Origin of the sequence: Streptomyces sp. NPDC001544, assembly GCF_042894285.1 — a bacterium.
Lineage (GTDB): Bacteria > Actinomycetota > Actinomycetes > Streptomycetales > Streptomycetaceae > Streptomyces.
Map to the genome: position 1 here is coordinate 29,206 of NZ_JBIAVN010000027.1, position 18,545 is coordinate 47,750.

Here is an 18,545-nt window from a genome sequence, read left to right on the forward strand (position 1 = left end):
GAACGGACTCATGCTGAAGGCAAGGACATCAGGGACGAGGACGCCGGGCATCCCGGCCCGAGCGGCGCTCTCGGCCGCCGGGGTGGTCATCACCGCGACGACCACGGTGATCGCCCTTCCCGCTTCCCCTGCCCGGGCGGACGACGGCCAGTGCACCTTCCCGTCGAAGAAGTACGCGGGCCGGCCCTGGGCGCTGCAGCGCGTCAACATGGACCAGCTCTGGGGTCAGTCCACCGGCAAGGGCGTCCAGGTGGCCGTGATCGACACCGGAGTGGACGTCAAGAACCCGCAGCTCACCAAGGCCGTGAACGTGTCCAAGGGCAAGAACCTGCTGCCCGCCGAGAACTCCAAGGGCGAGAAGATCGACCGCGGAAACAACTCGGGCACCACGGACACGGTCGGCCACGGCACCCGCGTGGCGGGCATCATCGCGGCCCGCCCGGCGCAGGGAACGGGCTTCGTGGGCCTGGCCCCGGACGCGACGATCATCCCGATCAAGCAGAACGACGCCGAAGGCGACGGCACGACGCTCACGCTGGCCTCGGCGATCCGGTACGCGGTCCAGGCGGGCGCGGGCGTCATCAACATCTCCCAGGACACCGCCAACGCGGTCGCGGGAGGCCCGCAGCTGAAGCAGGCCGTCGACGACGCCCTCGCCCGGAACGTCGTCATCGTGGCCTCGGCCGGCAACGACGGCCTGGGCGGCAACGTCAAAGTGACGTACCCGGCGTCGTACAAGGGCGTCCTGGCGGTGGCGGCGTCCGACCGCAACAACGAACGGGCGCCGTTCTCACAGTCACAGGACACGGTGGGCGTCGCCGCACCCGGCGTCGACATGATCTCCACAGTTCCCGGCGGCGGCCACTGCTCGGACAACGGCACGAGTTTCTCGGCCCCCTATGTGGCCGGCGTGGCAGCCCTGTTGAAGGCCAAGTACCCCAAATGGACCGCCCAGGAGATCGTCGCCCAGATCGAACAGACGGCGGAACGCTCGATCCCGGGACACGACCGACTGGTGGGCTGGGGAGTGGTGGACCCGGTGAAGGCGCTGACGGACGTCGACCCCGAACACCCCGTCCAGTCCCCACAACCCGAGGGCGGCGTGTCCAGAGCCGAGGCCCCCTCGGTCGCCCCCCTCCACTTCGGCGAGACACCGGACGAACGGAACACCCGCCTGGCCACCTACGTGGTCGTGGCCGGCCTGGTCGGCGTGGCAGGCCTGAGCGGCACGGCCGTGGCGGTCCGCGACGCGCGGCGCAGGCGGGCGAGGTTGCTGCAGGGCGGGCGGGGCACGCCCTGACGAGGCGGAGCGTGCCGGGCCGAATCTGTCCCTGCCCGCCGCGCTCCTGGCCCAGGCCTGCGTCAAGGGCGCCGGGGCCCGGCCCTGGTGCGAGTGCCTCAATCCCTCGGCGCCCGAACTCCCCGACTCCGCCTTCGGGATCGCCCTGACCCTCTTCGAGGGCCTGGTCGCGGCTGGGGTGTCTGCATCGTCGACGTCTTGGGGACACAGCTTGCCGTGGAGCCACGGAAGGCGAGCGCCGGCCCCGGCAGGACGTTGAGCGGCTGCTGACAGGGCGGCTTCGGTGAGGGGCGATGGACCTCACAGCTTGCCGAAGACCACTCCCCGCCAGACCCAGCCGGACTTCAGGACGGTGTCCCGCAGCGGCTCGCGAAGCTCGGAGCTGTCGAAGCGGAAGGTCTCCGTCGCCTCGAGGCGACCGCTTTCCCCACGACCGATGGTCCACTGGCGGCTGACGGTCCGGCTCGGCCCGCGCGTGTACTCCGACGATGCCTGGAGCGTCGTCGGCGTCCCGACCCGCTTGAGCTCCCACTGCTCCTCAAGAGCACGCACCTCGTGCTCCTTGTGGACCAGCCGCATCCGGATCCGCACGGCGTGACTGATCTGGGACCGCACGAAGAAGTTCTGCCATGCGGGCTCCGCCAACCGCCACTCCGCCACCAGGTCGCACCCCTCACCGCCGCCGTAACGGATGACGTACGGGAGGTCGGGTCGGCTCAGCCCGAGCAGCGCCGCCCGCAGTTCTTCCCCCGGAACCGGCACAGTCCCCTCCGGCGGGTGCTTGGTGCCGGTCAGTTTGTCGAAGAGTCCCATGAGGTCAACCTATGAAGGACGGCAACCCCGGCACAAAGTGCCTGCCCCGTATGTCTCATGAGTGACGCGTCGCAAGTCGCAGTCGCCACCACCGGAGAACGAACATCCCCTCGGCGTGCGAAAGCCCGGCGACCGGAACGGCTGCCGGGCTGCGGCCAGGGACGCCAGCCCCCGGTGTTGAACGGCATGGCGGTCAGTTCGGGGCGGGAGTGACCTTGTCGTCGGCCTTGATGTCGAAGTTGATCTGGCTTCCCTTGACCGAGGTCACCCTGACCGTTACGCCCAAGGTGCTGCCGTCCTTGGCCGTGAGCTTGCACCGGGTGGTGGTGCCGACTTTGGCGTCGAGGTCCTCGGGGCAGGCGATGTCCGGCTTCGGCTGGCCGGTCGTGGCAGCGAGCCTCTCGGCGACGGTGTTGGCCAGTTTGTCCTTGGACATTTTCGGTGTGGTGGCCTTTTCGGCATGCACCGAGGCCGAGCAGCCGACGAGCAGCACGCCGGCGGCCACGGCCGTAAGGCTCCAAGCGGCGGCGGACGGGCGGGCTGTGGTCATGGGTGTGCTCCAATTCGGCTGAGCAGGACAGGGAATGGCGGAAGCATACTGGCATCGACAGTTCCCGGGACGTTGCAGACGAACACCATATGGTCTCCGCTCGGACGTGAACGGCCCCTGTTTTCAAGGGAGTCAGCCATCAAACGCACATACCACCTGACGCATCTTCACATAATCTGACCAGGTCGACGGTCTCTCTCACGCACACCGGTGATGAGCCCGGGTGAGTCGTGTGGGGCCGGTGAGCTCGGCGTTGAGGGCGCGAGGCTGGTGTTAGCGTTAGCAAGTCGATCGCCAAGGCGCATGTATGCGGGCGGTGTTGAAGAAATGAGGCGGGGGTCTCGTGTCGGGTGATCTCGGAGTAGGGCCAGGCGTCCTGAAGAAGGGTGCTTCGGACATTCTGGAATGCCTTACGTCAGTTCAGAAGGTGGACATGCAAGGCCTGGCCGAGCAGGGCTCCGCGATCGGGGACGATTCGGCGGCCGAGGCGCTGGTCACGTTCTGCGGCACATGGGAGCTGGGAGCCGAGTTCCTCGCCGACTGTGCGGCGTCCCTGGCCGAGGGGCTGAACTCGGCCAACAACAACTTCACGGAGACGGACCAGGCCATCCGCGACGCGGTGAACTCGGTCAAGTCGGACTTGAGCTAAGACCTGAAGCAGGTCCGAGTCAGGCCCTGCTTCAGGGGCGGAATCAGAAACGGGGAATCCGTATCCATGGCAACCGAGTTGGGGTCGACGACCGACCCCAAGGAGCTCATCCCGGGAGACACCGGGAAGCTGGCCACTCTCGCCTCCACCCTCACCAGCTGGTCCAAGAAGTTCGACAAGATCGGCGACGGCCTGCGCGACGTCAAGATCCCGGGCTGGAGGGGCCAGGCCAGTGACGCCTTCTGGCCCACCCTGTCCAAGGAGAAGAACAACTGGTACCTCGCGTCCGACGCGATGTCGGGCGCGGCCGCGGCGGTCACCTCGTACTCCTCCACGCTGGGATGGGCACAGAAACAGGCCTCGACGGCGATCGAACAGTGGAAGTCCGGCGACCACGAAGCGGCCCAGACGACACTGAACGCCGCGCGCAAGCAACTCAAACCCGAACTCGAGAAGCTGACGAAGAAGCTCAATGACCTGGCGGGGGGTACGTCGCACAGTCCTGGCTGGTTGGTAGACGCGCGTCAGCGGGTGGACGACTGGAAGTGGGTCGCGGACCACGGCGTCGGTAAGACCAGTCAGAACCGGTGGAAGTGGGAGACCGAGAACTGGCTCCCGAAGGGCGACGGTTTCTACCGGGCCGACAAGGTCTGGGGCAAGGATGACGACGGCAACTGGTTCATCCGCAATAAGCCCGAACCCACCGGCGAGGAGGAGGGTGCAACCCCCGGCAAGAAGGCCAACCTGACCGTCAAGCTCGCCGAGTGGCAGGGTGGGGCCAATGCATGGTCGGGCGACGTGAAGGGTGAGACCTCATTCGGGGGCGACGGCAAGCTGCAGGGTTCTCTCGGCGTCTCGGCGCTCGGCGTCGACGGTTCCGCCGGTGCCAGCATCACCAACGGACGGCTCCAGGCCGGCCTGTCGGGAAGTGCGTACCTCGCACAGGCCTCCGCGAACGGCAGTGTGGAGTACGGCTATGTCGCGGCCCAGGTCGAGGGGAAGGCCTACGCGGGTGCCGAGGCCTCCGCGACCCTTGGCGCCGGCAAGGACGGAGTGCACGCCGGCGCCGAGGCGTTCGCCGGAGCCAAGGCCACCGGGTCGGTCTCCGGCGACGTCGCCGGTGTCGGCGCCGGTGTCGGCGGCGAGGCATGGGCGGGCGCGGGCGCCTCCGCCAGCGCCGACCTGGGCATGAAGGACGGCAAGTTCACCATCGGCGGCGAGGTCGGAGTCGGTCTCGGCGTCGGAGGCAAGGTCTCCTTCGACGTCACCGTGGATCCGCACAAGGTCGTCGACTCGCTCGGTGACGCGGCCGATGCGATTGGCGACTGGTTCTAGGCTGAGCTGACGCACATCAAGGAAGGGTTCACCATGACGGCCACGTTGCCGGTCAAGATCTCGTTCGAGTTGCCGGACGGCTGGCAGGCAGCACCGCCGGATGAGGTGGGAGCGCCCGGCGCCGCTTTCGTCGCGCTCCATCCCGCCTCCATCGACGACGGGTTCACGGCGAACATCACCATCACTGGGCGGATGCGGAACGACAACGCGACCATGCGGCAGATCGCCGACGAGTCGGTGCACCGGCTGGAGCAGGCGGGCACCGTCGAGGTCGTCAAGAAGTCCGAAGTGGGAACCCCGGACATCCCGGGCCTGACGGATGCCCCCGGCGTGATCCAGAACCTGCGCCTCCACACCACCCTGCGGGGTGAACCGCTGGAGCTACGCCAGAGCCAGGTCTACCTCGGCATGGAAGACGTCAAGAACCCGGCGAAGCGTGCGGTCATCGAACTCGTCCTCACCGCGAAGCCGATCCAGCTGGCAGAGGTGATCGACGACTTCAAGGCCTTCCTGCGGACGGTTCGGCCGGCCGAGGAAGACTCGGACTGAACGACAGAGTGCCCTATTCCTGCGAGCATGTCGACCACAGGAAAAGGGCATCCCAGGGCAATCTCATTGCTCAGGCGGCGCTCCAGGTCTGTGCCGGCATCCGGTCCAGGACATCGCACAGGTAGTTCAACTTCTCGTCGACAGCCTGTGGAGACAGGTTGCCCCTGTACCAGGTGAACAATTCGTTGTCGCGCAGCTGGAGTGAGGACTTGCTCTTCGGGTCCTGCAGTAGGTAGGGCACCACGTCGTGGCTCAGAGCCTTGCGGGCGAAACCCTCATCCCTCGTGATGATTCGGAAGTTCTTGTCGAATTCCGGTACGCCGAGCTCCACCTTGGGCCTGCGGTCGAAGAGCCTGTCCAGCAGGCTCGGACGGAGGATTTGCGTGAGCGGTCCCGAGCCTGGCGCCGTGACGATGAAAACGGCCTCGATGTTGGGCTGCTTGCGTTCCCCGACATCAGCGCCCGACATGAGATTCATGGAGCGGTACTCGAAGTACTTGAAGGGGCGGCCACGGAACTCTCCCGTGGTGTAGTGCCACGCCCGCAGGTTGCTTCCACGGCCGGGGAAAGGGCGCACACCGCAGTACTGATCGATTTGCCCTTGTACGCGCGGCTGGTATGTCCACCCACGTTCCGGTGCGATCTGGGCAAGCCGTGCGTAACCCTCCCTGATTTTCTCGTCCTTCTTGCGTCCGTACCTGGACATGCTGAACACCAGGATGAACATGCCCGCGACGAACGCGTACAGCGCCCACTTGATCAGTTCCCCAACCCAACCATTCATGGTGCCAGCTTATGGCGGACGCGGGCGACGCAGTGAATCGAGCCTTCCGCTTGGCCGCAGATGTAGGGAGGCGGCGGCGCGGGACTCGGGCGCCTGACGCTGGTCCGGAGGCCTAGGCCCGTCGACCAGAGCGGGTGCAGGAGTCTGCCCACCACGCCACACAGGCAGTCGAGTCGGGCGTACGAGATCCTTCGGGCCAGCCGACCGCGGCGCAAGGTGAGCGGCTTGTCGTTGCGCAGCCGGCCATGACGCGTTACTCAAGGTCGCTTGCTGTTTTATCCCTGTCATGAAGCCGCAACTGACCTTGTGTCTGTTTGCTGAGGTCACGCAGGTGGTCTACGTGAGCAGGGGCCCGTTTTCTTGAGCGCCGCCGTGTAGCCGGAAATCAGACTCCTCATGGCCGACTCGTTTGGCCGCGCCGGCTCCAAGACCTTGACGAGAGTACTGATGTCTTCCTTCTCCACGCCAGATCCGCGGCATTGGAGCAGTGACACAGCGGCCGATTCGGCGTACGCGATGGTGCCGCGCTCAGCAGACTTCTGCTTCCCAATTGAAAGTTGTCTGAGCAAGATGTGTCGTGCCGAGTCACCGGCGTCGATGTGCTCTCTGCTGAGCGTCAATACCATGTCCCCGTCGACGGTGACCTTGCATAGTAGATCGTCGTCACGCGAACCATCAACCTTGCCAGTGGTGAGGATCTTGCCGGAGGCAGGCAGAAGGCGGGAGAGCGCATCGGTCGGAACCGACAGCCCGCACAAGTTTTCTGGTACTGAAAAGTCGCGACTTGGCTCCTCCGTCGAGCAACTGGTCGCAACGGCTGCGATGACGACCAAGGAGAAAGTCCGCAGGACATGAGTTACCCCTCTCAACTTGCGTCACTCTCCGAATTCCACTGGGCGCCGTCCGTGTGACTGATGCCGGCGGCCGTTCGAGCGGCGCGCCTCAGGTCATCAGCGGTGTCGGTGTTGATGTGCTGATTGTTCGTCAGTGCCGTATTGACCGCTGCTTGGGCTGAGTCGATAGCTGCGTCACGACCCAGGGCATATTGTTTCCCGGCTTCTTGTTCCGCTTCGGTTGTCGTATCCTGCTCGATGCTCTTCATGATGGATTCCTGAATATCCTCCGATGCCCATTCAAGGGGGGCGCCAGCAACGGGAACCCGCTCGCCGACCTTCTCGATGCCCATGCCCAGGATGCGGTTCACCCACTTCTGCTTGTCGGCTGCGGCCTCGTTGAACTCTTTGTCGGACGCGGCGTGATATTCGTAGATCGCATCAGCACGGGCGTCGCTCATGATGCCGGCGATCGCCGAACCTGGCGCGACCGCGTCGCCCACCCGTCCGTCCAACGACGCCGTCGAATGACTGCCACCGTTGATGACGCGGTCCACGGCCTCGGCCGTGTAGGCCTGCTGCGCACTCGTGATCGCTGAATAGGCGTGGGGATCCTGCCCGACCGTGCTCAGAAAGCGAGCAGCGTGACCGGTGTCCAGGTTGGCGGCGTCACCAAAGGTTGGGAACAGGTCGCTGTTCGAACCCTCCTTGTACATTGCCTGCTGGAAGTCGCCCATGTACTCGGAGGTAATCTCTCCGAGACTGCCACGCATGGCATACAGAGGACCCGACTCCTGGTCCTCAAGGTCACCGTTCTCGTTGTGCCGGATGAGCTCCGGGTGTTCGCCGAACTTGTCGACGATTTCGCGAACCAGATTTGCTCGGGCCTCAGTGTGCCGGATCGCGTCTTCGGTGTCGTGACTGTCGTACGGTCGCCCGGTTGTCGCCGACTCCAAGGCGTGCCCGAGCGCCTCGGGGCCGAAGTTCAGTGCGTTCTTGGTCTTGTCCTCATCGGCCAGGACGTTCGTGTCGTTGGTGTCGATCGTCCACTCGAAGTCCTTGTCGGTGAACAGGTCGAGGTACGAGCTGAAGCCCAACTTGCCGTCCTTCTTGACCGTCCCGTCTTCGTTGTACGCCGTTGGGGGCTGGGTGAAGAACTTCTCCGAGGCCTCGGGACTGTGCCCCAGTGCGTCCAGAACGCTGTTGAGTGGATCGTTGCCGGTACCAAGCTTGCCCGAGGGGTTGAATCCATATTGGTCAGGCATGCCCGCTGGCTTGTTCCCCAGGAAGCGGTATGGGTCCTCTTTGTGAAGCTGGGTGATGTGCTCCGCGATGGGGTTGAGGAACCGTGCGTCATAGTTGCCGTAGCGGAGTAGACCGCCGAGGACCTGGTAGCCGTAGGGCTTGTTCATCTGCCCTGGCTCCCAGCCGATCTGCTGGGTGCCGAGTCGACGGAACTGTGCGTTCCAATCGGTGGGCAAGTGATACTTGTGATCCGGGTCCGTGGCGTTCGCCAACGTGTACCCCATGACCTTCTGCAGGTCCTGTACCTCGTTGAGCCGCATCTTGGTCGCGTCGGCGTCGGTGCCGTCGATCGACATCTCGGCGTAGAACTGCAAGGCCTTTTCCGGCCCGCCGAGCCCCTTGTAGAACCCCGTCGCGAACTCGCCATCCCTCTCAGCCGAGTTGAACCGCAGCAGCCGGTTGAGTTCGCGCAGTTCCACGTCGGACATCTTGTCGCCCTTGCGGGCTAGTTCGACAGCACGCTCGACCTCGGCGTCGTTCAAGGACTCGTACTTGCTGTGGCCCGCATTATGAGCGTCGTTGCCGTGACTCTTGGCCAGTGCCCGGGCGACCGTGGAGTCGATCTCCGCCGCGTGGTCCAGTAACCGGTTGATGCGGCTCTCAAGCTCCTGCTCGGCGTCGAGTTGCTCCTGCGTGCGTTCGTCCGAGTCACCGCGGACGTGGGGGAAGAAGCAGCGGACCTTGCCGCCACCAATGTCCTCGACCCGAACGCCGAGGTTACTGGCGTCCACTTCCGCCGCTTGTTTTACCTGCTTCTTTAGTACTGCGAGCTCTGTGTGTCCGTCGCTGAGCACCTGGTAGATGCTGTCCGCCTCGGCGTGCAGGTCGGAAATCTCTTTGGCTGTCTTAGTGATGAACTCCCGCGTCACCGTGGCATTGACGCCGGCCCACTGGGCGGCGTCCGCCTTGGCCTGCATCCCTCTGCGGGCGTTCTCCGCCAGTGTCTTGAGGCTGTCGACCGTCTTCTTCCAGTCCGACACGGCCGTACCAAGCTTGTCGAGGTCGACCTCAACGAGATCCGTGAACGTGAGAGCCACTGGATGTCCCCTATTTGAAGTACTCGTTGAGCTGCGAGACCGGCATGGGCGAGCCGTCGCGCCCCTTGATGACCGCTGCGATTTGCGCGTCGTCCTGTGTATGGAGCTTCTTGGTGTAGTCCAGGTGGTTGGAGATGTGGGCACAGGCCTGAAGAACGGACTTGAGTTGGGACGTCCACATCTCGACAGTCGTCTCCAGCGCACCGCCGGTCGCGAAGCCACGCGCCTTGAGCCCGGCCGCGGCCTGCATCGTCGAGCCGGCGTCGCCCTGCCCGGCCCCAGCCCTGGAGATGTCGGCCTGCTCACGGAGGTCGTTGAAGAGGACGTGGGCCTCGTGCCCTACGGCCCCCAAGTCGTCTTGGTGCACGACCAGGTCGCCGCCGCCTGCACCCCCTCCCCCGTCGGCCGGCAATTGGTTGAGGCGCGTATGGGTTGCATGCCTCTCGGCGACCTCTGACCTCAGCTGCTCCCACTCGTCCCACGCCATGGCTGGACCCTTCCCCCGTGTGTCTGGCTATTGGCGGCCGCGATCACCGGTGCTGCCGCTCCGACGTTGGTAACCAACCAAGTTAGCAACCAGGCTCGGGGAAAATTTGGGTCATGTCTGGCGTGCGTAGATTGTCGACCCTGAGGGTTTCTGGAGGTGCGTGGCTTGTGAGAGTTGCCTAGACCACTCGATCGAGCCATCCGCACACGGGAGCTGACGGCAGGGATTGGCTATACCTGATCGAGGCCCTTCACGGGATCGGCCTCGCGCAGGGCAATCAGCAGCCCAGGCGCGCGATCGGCCGACAGATCGATGACGGCCCTCGTGTATGCCTGGGCGTTACGGACAGCGATGCCGGAGCATGCTGCGGCCTGGGTGAAAGTGTCGTGCCGGCGCAGGTACACCAGACCGACCAAGGCGCGCTGGTCCGACTGGAGTTCGCAGCGGCAGCCACCCCCGCGAGGCGCGACGCGCATCGTGACTCACTCGATCAGAGTGTGAGGTCGAGCGCGGCAGAATAGGGAAACCATCAGAGCTCCTGCGCTTGACGGTTCGGACTTCCACACCTCCTCCAGCGGCACGGGAGCGTCCTGCGCCGCGGCCACCGCAAAGGCCATCACCCCGCGGTAACCACAAGGCTCACTGCGTCGGTCGGCACCTGGGGCGCCGAGCAAGCCTGAAGCGTGCCAGCAAACCACGTCGCACTTCGCCGATGCGCCGTGGAATCGTCATCAGTCACGTGTGGAAATTTGATGAAGATCGCAAACGGGCCCGCGTGGGCGGCGTGGGTCGTTGCCGCGATGGGCCGTCACCTGGTCGATGACATGGCCTGGCGCTGGCGTAATCGCTTCCCCATACCGGCATATCGGGCAAAGTGTGGCGCCAGGTACGGCGGTGTAACTGGGTTGGCGCACAGTCTGGTTGGACCCGTTGAGCAGGTTGACTAGAGTGGTAAAGGCGTTGTGAGACGCGGCTCGCTTTGCGATCGTACGGTGAGCTTGTGTGGTCGGTCCCGATCCGGTCGGGGGCGATGTATGTAACGGGGCAACGGGGAGGAGCGTCGTGCTTCCGGCAGACATGGGTGGGGGCGTGTCGGCGGCGAACCTGGAGGCCAGCGGTGACGCGCTGAAGAAGTTCGCCAGTCGGGTGGACGGGGTGCTGCGGGACCTTGAGAAGTCGGCCGGCAATCCGACGCGGGTCGGGTCGCAGGTGATCCGTCAGGGGTCGTTGCGCAGCGGAACTGGAACCTTCCACGAGGCCGAGGCCTTGTACGGCACGTTCAACGCTGTGCACGAGAAGCTCACCGCCCTTTCCAAGACCCTGCACCTGCAGATCGAAGCCATCGGCATCGCTGTTCTGGGCGCGAAGGGGACCTTCGACAACCTCGAAGAGGAGCAGCGTCGTCGGTTCTACGAGATCCAGTGGGAGATCAAGCAGCTCAATCCACAGGTCGAGAAGAGCACCGGCGGCGCGGAGAAGGGAGCGCTCTGAGGATGACCGAAAAGGATAAGCAGCACCAGGCAGATGTGGACCGGGTCTCCTTCCAGAACAATTTCACGGACATCGCCCGGGGCTTTGGGGGTCATCCTCACGGTGGCGGCGGCCTCATCGATGTCGTCGGCAACGCCATTCGTGCCGTGGCCAAGGGCACTCCGTACTCGCAGGCCATGGTCAGCCGTACGGAATTCGACCGCTACGACCTCAACGTGATGCTCGACCTGGTCGAGCAGACGGACCCGGAGGACCTGGAGTCATCCGGCCGGGCTCTCTGGGACGCTCGCGACGCCATCAAGGCAGCGGCCGACGACCTGAAGGGCCAGTTCGACACAGTCCCATGGGTCGGCAAGGCGGGCGACAACTTCCGTGCGTGGGGTGCTGGGCTCGTTACGAGCACGTATCACCTGAGCGCATTCGCTGGCGGAGCAGGCGACCAGATCGCCGCCGCGGCCGAGGGACTGGCGTCCGTCCGGAAGGCAATGCCCCCGCGTGATACGCGAGCGGATCCGACGCCGGCCAAGGACTTCCCTGCGCACGAGAAGGTGGCGAGCAACAAGGACTACGCCGCTGCCGTCCAGGTGGAGAAGCACCGCCAAGAGGCGATCAACCAGATGAATCGGTTGGCGTCGTATTACGCGGTGGCCAACGAGTCGCTGCAGGACTTGCACAAGAACGCGCCCGAGTTCAAGGGCCTTCCTGCTGTGGGGGTGCCCGAGCCCAACTCATCGCCTGATCCGGCCTCCGGAGGGCCCGGATCACACGGTTCCGCGGGCACAGGCTCGACAGCGGTCGGGGGGCATCACACCGCGGTGGCACAGGTGCATCACGCCGCGGTGGCACAGGTGCATCACGCGAGTGTGCCTGACGCAAGTGGTGCACCGGCACTGGTGAAAGACGCCACGGTCCAAGTCAGACACCCGGACGTGCCTGTGGGAACGCACATCGACAGCACTGGCACGCTGCCCACACCCACGACTACCACGCCTGGGCCCAGCCACACTCCTCCGGTGACCGGCACGTCTCCTGCAAGTGGCAGCCAGCCCAATGTGTTCGACGGCGGTGGCCTCAGGCTCCCCGTTCCCAATGCCACTTCAGGCCGAGGGTTGAGCGGCGCCGGCGGTTTCCGTACCCCTCCCTCCGCTCAGACGCGCGCGGGTGCATCTGAGTTGACCAATCCCGGTTCCGGGCGGTCCACGGGGCGAGGGCTCAGCGGCCAGATGGGCCGCGCCACGTCGACTGGTCAGTCCGCTGTCAATGGCACCGGTGCAGGGCCGAGGGCGTCCTCCCCCATGGGGCGAGGAATCACGGGAGGTACGCCGCGACCCGCCGGCCCGGCGGCGCAGCGTACAACCAGCGGGCCGACGACCGGAGCCGGCCGGTCCAACGGAGTCGTCGGAGGACGGCCCTCCTCGACGAACCCGTCATCGAAGAACGGGGCGAGGGGACCTCGAGGCACGGTCATCGGCGGTGAGGAAGAAGGCAGCTCCCGGTCCACGACGGGTCGGCTCGGCCAGCGTGGTGTCTTCGGCAGGCCCGAGCCCGAGTCCACGGCGCGCTCCGGCTCGGCTGCGACTGGTTCTCGTGCCGGTGCGGGAACGTCCGAGGCAGTCACCGGGAGGCCGACCGCACGCACCTCCGCGGCGGGGGCTGAGCGTAACGGCATGACCCATGGCGGTGCCGGTCTCACGCGCGGCGCCGGTCACAACGGAAGGCCTAGCGAAGAGCGGAGGCCGGACGGGACACCACGGCCCGACTACCTGGTCGAAGACGAAGAGGCGCACCTGCCGAACGGACCCCGGCGCGACGTGCCGCCGGTCATCAACTGAACGCGAGCGAGGACATTCAAAGCCATGAAGTCAGGGACCGGTCGACGAGGCGGGCAGGCTGAGCTTGGCAGGGCGCACTGCGGTAGACGAGTGCGCGCGGCGGCTGCGGTCGTCGGCGCCCTGGCCGTTGTGGCCATGGGCGTGGTCCCGGCCACAGCTGCGTCCGCCGAACAGCCCAAGGAGTGGTACCTGAGCCCCATGCACGCCGAGCAGATGTGGAAGGTGAGCACGGGGAAGGGCGTCAAGGTTGCGGTCATCGACACCGGGGTGAACGCGGATACGCCTTCACTGAAAGGGCAGGTTCTGACCGATGAGGTCCCCAAGGCGGTCGCTTACCACGCTACGGATGATTACGCCGGCCACGGCACGAGCATGGCCGCGTTGATCGCCGGTACTGGGGCGGGGGGTGGACTGAAAGGACTGGCACCCGGAGCGAAGATCGTTCCTTACCGCGTTCAGCTCGCGGGGATCAAGGACGGGAAGGAGAAGGAGAACACTCCGGAGGCCTGGCAAGCCCTCAGAGCAGCTGCTGACACTGACGCGAAGATCATCAATATGTCGTTCGGCGATATGATCGGCGATCAGGCCGAGGCCGCGGTCAAATATGCGGCCTCGAAGGGAAAGTTGCTGGTCGCAGCAGTAGGCAACAATGGAGTGAACAGCTACACCGACTTTCCCGCTGCCTACCCTTATGTCCTTGGCGTCGCGGCGGTCGATAAGTCTCTCACCGTGTCGAAATTTTCGTCGAGCGGGGGTTACGCCGACCTGGCAGCTCCGGGCGAGGGAATCACGGCGTATTGTGGTACCGATTTCCACTCGTACTGCGAAGGTCAAGCCGGTACGAGTCCCGCGACGGCACTTACCTCAGCTGCCGCCGCCCTGATCTGGTCGGCCCATCCGAGCTGGACGGTGAACCAGGTTGTGAGGGCCATGATCGACACTGCTGGGCGCACTTATCCGAAGAACGAACCGAGCAAGTACATCGGCTACGGAATCATTCGCCCGCGCGTGGTCCTCGCGAACCCCCATTACAACCCCGGCAAGCCGAACGTCGACCCGCTCGCCAGGAACAACGGTGGGGACCTGCTGGCCAAGTCCGCAACCACGGCTTCCGCTTCCCCCTCTCCTGTTGCATCAGCCACGTCACAAGACCAGAAAAAGGGTTCCACCGGCCCGACTTCGGCGGCAGGGTCGAACGCGGACTCATCGAGTGGCGGCAACGGCAACACCCCATGGATCGCGCTGGGTGCCGTCGCAGCGGTCGTCGTGATCGGCGGTGGCGGCGTGGCCGTCGCTCGGGCCCGGCGAGCCAGGTGACGTACCCCAGTCTCATCAGCCATGGCTCCGTGCTGTCCGACCGGACAGGCGCTGCTTGCTCACCGCTGTGAGTAACAAGCAACGGCGGTGAGTCGACACCATCAAATCAACGACGGAAACACGAAAGGCAGGGCCCCTCATGGCCGGCGGAAAGCAGAAGCTCGAAGATGCCGCAGTAATCCATCTGGAGAAGCAGATGGCCGAGAAGTACGAGGGCATCCGCAAGCGTGTGCACGGGCTCCAGGGCGTGATCGACGGCCTCGAGGGTCAGTGGCAGGGCATCGGCCGTGCCGCGTTCGACAAGAAGCAGTACGAGATCAACGAGTCGCTGCAGAACATCGGCAACATCCTCGGCGATGTAATCGAAGCGATGAACGCGACGCGCAACATCAAGGACAGCAAGGAAGACGAGGTGCGCGCGTCGGTCAACAAGATCGACGTCCAGGACGGCGCTCCCACGGTGTCCCCCCTGAGCTCGTACTGAGTCGAGCGGCACACAGGACAACTGCCGGACAGCCGGCGCATACACCAGGCACTCCAGGCACACACCAGCGAGACGAGGTAATCAGACATGGCCAGCAACGCTGATGGGCTGTCAGTCACTTATGACGGGCTCGACGTCGCGGCAACCAAGATCGGTAACGAGGCGAGCCAGCTCGAGCAGGACCTGCAGGAACTCAGGAGGCTCGTGGTGAGCAGCCTGCAGTACTGGGAGGGCCAGGCGCAGGACACCTTCAACGAGAAGCTGCACCGCTGGGACAAGGAAGCGAACGACATCCATCAGGCGCTGGCCGGCATCGGCCACGTCGTCGCCCAGTCCGGTGGTACGTACATGGAAGGCGACAAGAAGGCGGCCAGCTACTTCCGGTAGGAAGAGGCTCGCAGAGCAACTCCAGGGTGGGCGTGCGCGGGAGACGCCCACCCTGTCTTCGGTCCGTAGCCCGGTCCTACTCGTCGTTCGATTCCCGTTGTCGGCAGGGCTGTTCAGGCTGCGGAGACCGTACAGACAAGGGACTGGGGATCAGGTGCACGCGACACCGGCCGGAACCGGCGAAGCGCTGCAGGGCGTGCCTGCCTCGCGACGGATCGGCCCGTACGTCCTGATCACTTCGCTGGACGATCCCCGCAGCGGTGTCCCGGTGCCGGAACGGCGCTACATAGCCCGAAGCGCCGATGGTGAGCACACAGTCCTGCTCGGTGCTCCGCTCCCTGGCACCGATCCTCAGCGCTTCATGGCGGAAGCCGAAGTCTCTCGCTATCTGCTCAGTCGGTTCGCGGCGCCCGCCGTCACGTGCGCCGACCCTGGAGAGAGCGCCTGGCACGCCCGCCCCTATGTGCCCGCGCTGCCCCTGCCCACCGCACTCGCGGTGCACGGGGGTCCACTTCCCGAGCGGACCGTCCGGGCCCTTGGGGCGGCCCTCGCGGAGGCCCTGAGCATCGTGCACGGGCAGGGACTGACGTACGCCGGTGTGTCCCCGGCGGCCGTGCTGCTCGCCGCCGACGGGCCGCGCCTCACCTGCTACGGGGCCGTACGGGCCGCTGCCCCGGACGGTTCGGCTCGTGCCGGGTTGCCGGGACTGGAGCCGGGCAGCCTGCCGGCCGAGCAGGCGTCCGGCGGACGGCCACGTCCCATGGGCGATGTGTACGCTCTGGGCGCGACGCTCGCGTACGCCGCTACCGGCTACACCACTCCCGAACGCGACGAGCTTCCTTCCTCGCTGCGGACGATCGTCAGCCGCTGTCTGACCCGGGACCCCGAGGCCCGCCCGCAACTGGCCGAAGTGCTGGACGAGTTCGCGCCGACCTCGGTGGCCGCTTCCTCGGTGTCACACCGCGCTGACCCCGCCATGGCCCAGGAGCCGACCGGTACCGCCTTCGCGACCAGGACCGCCCCACTGCTCGGTCCGGGATGGCTGCCGAGCCGCGTGATCGCCGCCGTGGCCCATCAGTCGGCCGCCGTACTCGCCGCCGAGATCCCGCACGCCACCGTGCCCTCTTCACGCCAGGACTGACGACTACCGCATGCCCACTCCGCTCACTCACGACGATCCCCAGGCGTTCGGCCCCTACCGCCCGATCGCTCGCCTCGGCAGCGGCGGCATGGGGACGGTCTACCTGGCGCGCTCGGGCGGCGGACGGACCGTCGCCGTCAAGACGATGCACGCCGCCATCGCCGCGGATCCCGCTGCCCGGACCCGGTTTCGCCTGGAGGTCGATGCCGCCCGCGTCATCGGAGGGCGGCACGGTGCACAGGTCGTGGCGGCGGACACACAGACCGGGACACCCTGGATCGCCACCGAGTACGTACTCGGTCCGCCGCTCGACGAGGCGGTCGAACTGGCCGGACCACTCCCCGAGGCGACCGTACGTGCTCTCGGAGCGGCCCTGTGCGGGGCACTGGGGCAGCTGCACAGCAGCGAAGTGGTCCACCGCGACCTCAAGCCCTCCAACATCCTGATCACGGCCTACGGACCGAAGGTCATCGACTTCGGCATCGCCCGGGCGATCGGCGACGAACGGCTCACCAGAGTCGGCGCGGCCATGGGAACCCCGGCCTTCATGTCACCGGAGCAGGCAACCGGTCAGGAACACACCGCGGCGGGTGACGTGTTCGCGCTCGCCGCAGTCCTCGTATTCGCCGCCACCGGGCGCGCCCCGTTCGGGCACGGCCAGACCGCGGACCTTCTCTACCGCGTCCGCTACAGCGCGCCGGACCTGAGCGACGTACCCGCCGCCCTGGTCCCGATTCTCGGGCGGTGCCTGGACAAGAACCCGTTCCTGCGGCCGACCACGGCAGAACTGGCCGCCGAACTCCACGACGGGTCCGGCGAGTTCGCGGAGCATCTGCCGGACTCACTGCTCGCGGAGATCGGCCGGCGGGCCACCGAGGTCTGGCAGATCACCCCGCAGCGACTCCCCGCACCTCTTCCACAGCACGCGGAACCGCCGACGGCACCGGCCGCGCCGATGCCCCGTCGCCGACTGCTGCTGGCGGGAGCCGGACTGACGTTCGGCGCGGTGACCGTCGGGGCGGGAGCCTGGGCCTGGAGCCGACGGTCCGTGTCCGAGCCGAAGCCGCCCGTTCCGGGTCCCAGCAACAGCCTGCTGCCGAAGAAGCGGCTCGACTCGGTCTGGCAGCATCAGGTCGCCGATCCGCCGTACGGCACGGTCCCGCCCGCACAGCCGCTCGCCGTGAGGAACCTGGTCACGGTAGTGGCGGGGACCGGTCTGGCCGGAATCGACGCCGCCTCGGGAGGGATCCGGTGGGCGTCGGACCAGATGGAGATCCACTGGCAGATCGCGACGGACGGCGAGCACCTCGTCCGGATGGTGGCGCCGGAAGGGTCCGAGAACAACGCGGGTAAGCCCGGGGGTTTTCCGCTGTTCCTCGCGTCCGTCGACATCGACACGGGCGTGGCGGCCGAGCCCTTCGCCCGGCTCACGGATTTCAACGGGGTGATCAGCCAGAACCAGGTGCTGTGCACGGCCGACGGCATCGTGTACGCGGCAGCAGGCAGGGGCAAGTTCGACGAGTACTTCATGGCGTCCCAGTCCTGGTCCGTCTTCGCCGTCGACATCAGCACGGGAAGGAAGCTGTGGACCAAGCCTCTGCCCTCACGACCGGATCACACAGACCGCCTGCACTTCCTCTCCGCCCGAGCGGTCGGGCACAGCCTGGTGGCCCTTCAGGAGACCAACGACGGCAAGGTACGTATCGTCGTGCGGGACACCCGTACGGGCGCTGTCCGCTGGGAGAAGCCGTTCGACGGCGTCGCCCCGGACCGCGTACAACTGCCGCTTGCGACGGACACCGAGAACCTTTACTTGGGCACCGGCCGACTGCGGGCACTACGGCTGAGTGACGGCGCTGACGTGTGGGACTCCGCGAAGGAGCGCCCCGGGCGCACGTACGGCCCTCCGGTGGTCAGGGGCGGCTCGGTCTACGCCGTGGAGAAGGGGTTCGGCCTCGTCGCCTTCGACTCGGGTAACGGGCGGGTGCAGTGGGAGGAGAAGGGCGGCGGGGAAACGAAGGCGGATGTGTCCGCCGCACCGGTGATCGGCACCGAGTGCGTGTACAGCAAGCGGTCGTCGGCGCTCTGGGCGGTCGACATCTCCTCGGGCAGGCCCACGGCCTCCTACCGGACCACCGGCAATCGTTTCATCGCCCACGAGAAGGCCAAGGTGACCCTCGCGCTGGGCGGCAAGTTCCTCGCGGCCTTCCCCCTGAGATGAGCCGCCGCCAGCGGATGAAGAAGACAGAAG

Annotated in this window: 18 protein-coding genes; 11 read left to right on the plus strand and 7 right to left on the minus strand. The window is 66.1% G+C overall.

Annotation, left to right across the window (positions count from 1 at the left end; genetic code table 11):
- Positions 1-10 precede the first annotated feature (10 nt).
- On the plus strand, positions 11-1,300 hold the full coding sequence (gene mycP / locus ACFY0F_RS37545; RefSeq protein ID WP_388805113.1) for a type VII secretion-associated serine protease mycosin: 1,290 nt from the start codon (positions 11-13) through the stop codon (positions 1,298-1,300).
- Between the two features lie 300 nt (positions 1,301-1,600).
- Here mycP and ACFY0F_RS37550 read toward each other — a convergent pair whose 3' ends face one another.
- Together ACFY0F_RS37550 and ACFY0F_RS37555 are read right to left on the minus strand one after the other, a co-directional pair.
- Positions 1,601-2,113: a hypothetical protein gene (locus ACFY0F_RS37550; RefSeq protein WP_388805116.1), complete on the minus strand. Its 513-nt coding sequence runs from the start codon at positions 2,111-2,113 to the stop codon at positions 1,601-1,603.
- Positions 2,114-2,306: 193 nt separating this feature from the next.
- Entirely contained in the window at positions 2,307-2,663 is a 357-nt protein-coding gene (locus ACFY0F_RS37555) for a DUF4333 domain-containing protein (RefSeq protein WP_388805119.1), read from the minus strand.
- A 433-nt stretch (positions 2,664-3,096) separates the two neighbouring features.
- Between ACFY0F_RS37555 and ACFY0F_RS37560 the strand changes: the two genes are divergently transcribed.
- From ACFY0F_RS37560 to ACFY0F_RS37570, 3 genes are all read left to right on the plus strand, one after another.
- Positions 3,097-3,312: a hypothetical protein gene (locus tag ACFY0F_RS37560; protein ID WP_388805122.1), complete on the plus strand. Its 216-nt coding sequence runs from the start codon at positions 3,097-3,099 to the stop codon at positions 3,310-3,312.
- A 66-nt stretch (positions 3,313-3,378) separates the two neighbouring features.
- Positions 3,379-4,647 carry a putative T7SS-secreted protein gene (locus ACFY0F_RS37565; protein WP_388805125.1) on the plus strand — a complete coding sequence of 423 codons (1,269 nt, stop codon included), beginning with the start codon at positions 3,379-3,381 and terminating at the stop codon, positions 4,645-4,647.
- Between the two features lie 33 nt (positions 4,648-4,680).
- Positions 4,681-5,196, plus strand: a complete 516-nt coding sequence (locus tag ACFY0F_RS37570; protein WP_388805127.1) for a hypothetical protein — start codon at positions 4,681-4,683, stop codon at positions 5,194-5,196.
- 70 nt (positions 5,197-5,266) lie between these two features.
- On the opposite strand, the gene ACFY0F_RS37575 is transcribed toward ACFY0F_RS37570, so the two are convergent.
- The 5 genes from ACFY0F_RS37575 to ACFY0F_RS37595 form a co-directional block, all read right to left on the minus strand.
- The gene (locus tag ACFY0F_RS37575) at positions 5,267-5,980 is read right to left on the minus strand and encodes a hypothetical protein (RefSeq protein WP_388805129.1); all 714 of its coding nucleotides are present in this window, start codon (positions 5,978-5,980) and stop codon (positions 5,267-5,269) included.
- A gap of 323 nt (positions 5,981-6,303) precedes the next feature.
- Positions 6,304-6,813: a hypothetical protein gene (locus ACFY0F_RS37580; RefSeq protein WP_388805132.1), complete on the minus strand. Its 510-nt coding sequence runs from the start codon at positions 6,811-6,813 to the stop codon at positions 6,304-6,306.
- Between the two features lie 32 nt (positions 6,814-6,845).
- The gene (locus ACFY0F_RS37585) at positions 6,846-9,155 is read right to left on the minus strand and encodes a hypothetical protein (RefSeq protein ID WP_388805134.1); all 2,310 of its coding nucleotides are present in this window, start codon (positions 9,153-9,155) and stop codon (positions 6,846-6,848) included.
- 10 nt (positions 9,156-9,165) lie between these two features.
- Positions 9,166-9,642, minus strand: a complete 477-nt coding sequence (locus ACFY0F_RS37590) for a hypothetical protein (RefSeq protein WP_388805137.1) — start codon at positions 9,640-9,642, stop codon at positions 9,166-9,168.
- 230 nt (positions 9,643-9,872) lie between these two features.
- Positions 9,873-10,118 carry a transposase family protein gene (locus ACFY0F_RS37595; RefSeq protein WP_388805140.1) on the minus strand — a complete coding sequence of 82 codons (246 nt, stop codon included), beginning with the start codon at positions 10,116-10,118 and terminating at the stop codon, positions 9,873-9,875.
- A gap of 586 nt (positions 10,119-10,704) precedes the next feature.
- On the opposite strand from ACFY0F_RS37595, the gene ACFY0F_RS37600 reads away from it, so the two are divergent.
- The 7 genes from ACFY0F_RS37600 to ACFY0F_RS37630 all read left to right on the plus strand — a co-directional run bounded on the left by ACFY0F_RS37600 (position 10,705) and on the right by ACFY0F_RS37630 (position 18,515).
- Entirely contained in the window at positions 10,705-11,133 is a 429-nt protein-coding gene (locus tag ACFY0F_RS37600; RefSeq protein WP_388805143.1) for a hypothetical protein, read from the plus strand.
- A gap of 2 nt (positions 11,134-11,135) precedes the next feature.
- Positions 11,136-12,965 (plus strand): hypothetical protein, encoded by a 1,830-nt coding sequence (locus tag ACFY0F_RS37605; protein ID WP_388805145.1) that lies wholly within the window; start codon positions 11,136-11,138, stop codon positions 12,963-12,965.
- A 90-nt stretch (positions 12,966-13,055) separates the two neighbouring features.
- A complete protein-coding gene (locus tag ACFY0F_RS37610; protein WP_388805148.1) occupies positions 13,056-14,282 on the plus strand; it encodes a S8 family serine peptidase in 1,227 nt (408 codons plus the stop codon).
- 139 nt (positions 14,283-14,421) lie between these two features.
- Complete coding sequence (locus ACFY0F_RS37615) at positions 14,422-14,766, plus strand: WXG100 family type VII secretion target (protein ID WP_388805151.1); 345 nt, start codon at positions 14,422-14,424, stop codon at positions 14,764-14,766.
- A gap of 87 nt (positions 14,767-14,853) precedes the next feature.
- Positions 14,854-15,153, plus strand: coding sequence for a WXG100 family type VII secretion target (locus ACFY0F_RS37620; RefSeq protein WP_388805154.1), 300 nt, complete (start codon positions 14,854-14,856; stop codon positions 15,151-15,153).
- A gap of 154 nt (positions 15,154-15,307) precedes the next feature.
- A complete protein-coding gene (locus ACFY0F_RS37625) occupies positions 15,308-16,294 on the plus strand; it encodes a serine/threonine protein kinase (protein ID WP_388805157.1) in 987 nt (328 codons plus the stop codon).
- Positions 16,295-16,304: 10 nt separating this feature from the next.
- A complete protein-coding gene (locus ACFY0F_RS37630) occupies positions 16,305-18,515 on the plus strand; it encodes a protein kinase (RefSeq protein ID WP_388805159.1) in 2,211 nt (736 codons plus the stop codon).
- The last annotated feature ends 30 nt before the right edge of the window (positions 18,516-18,545 follow it).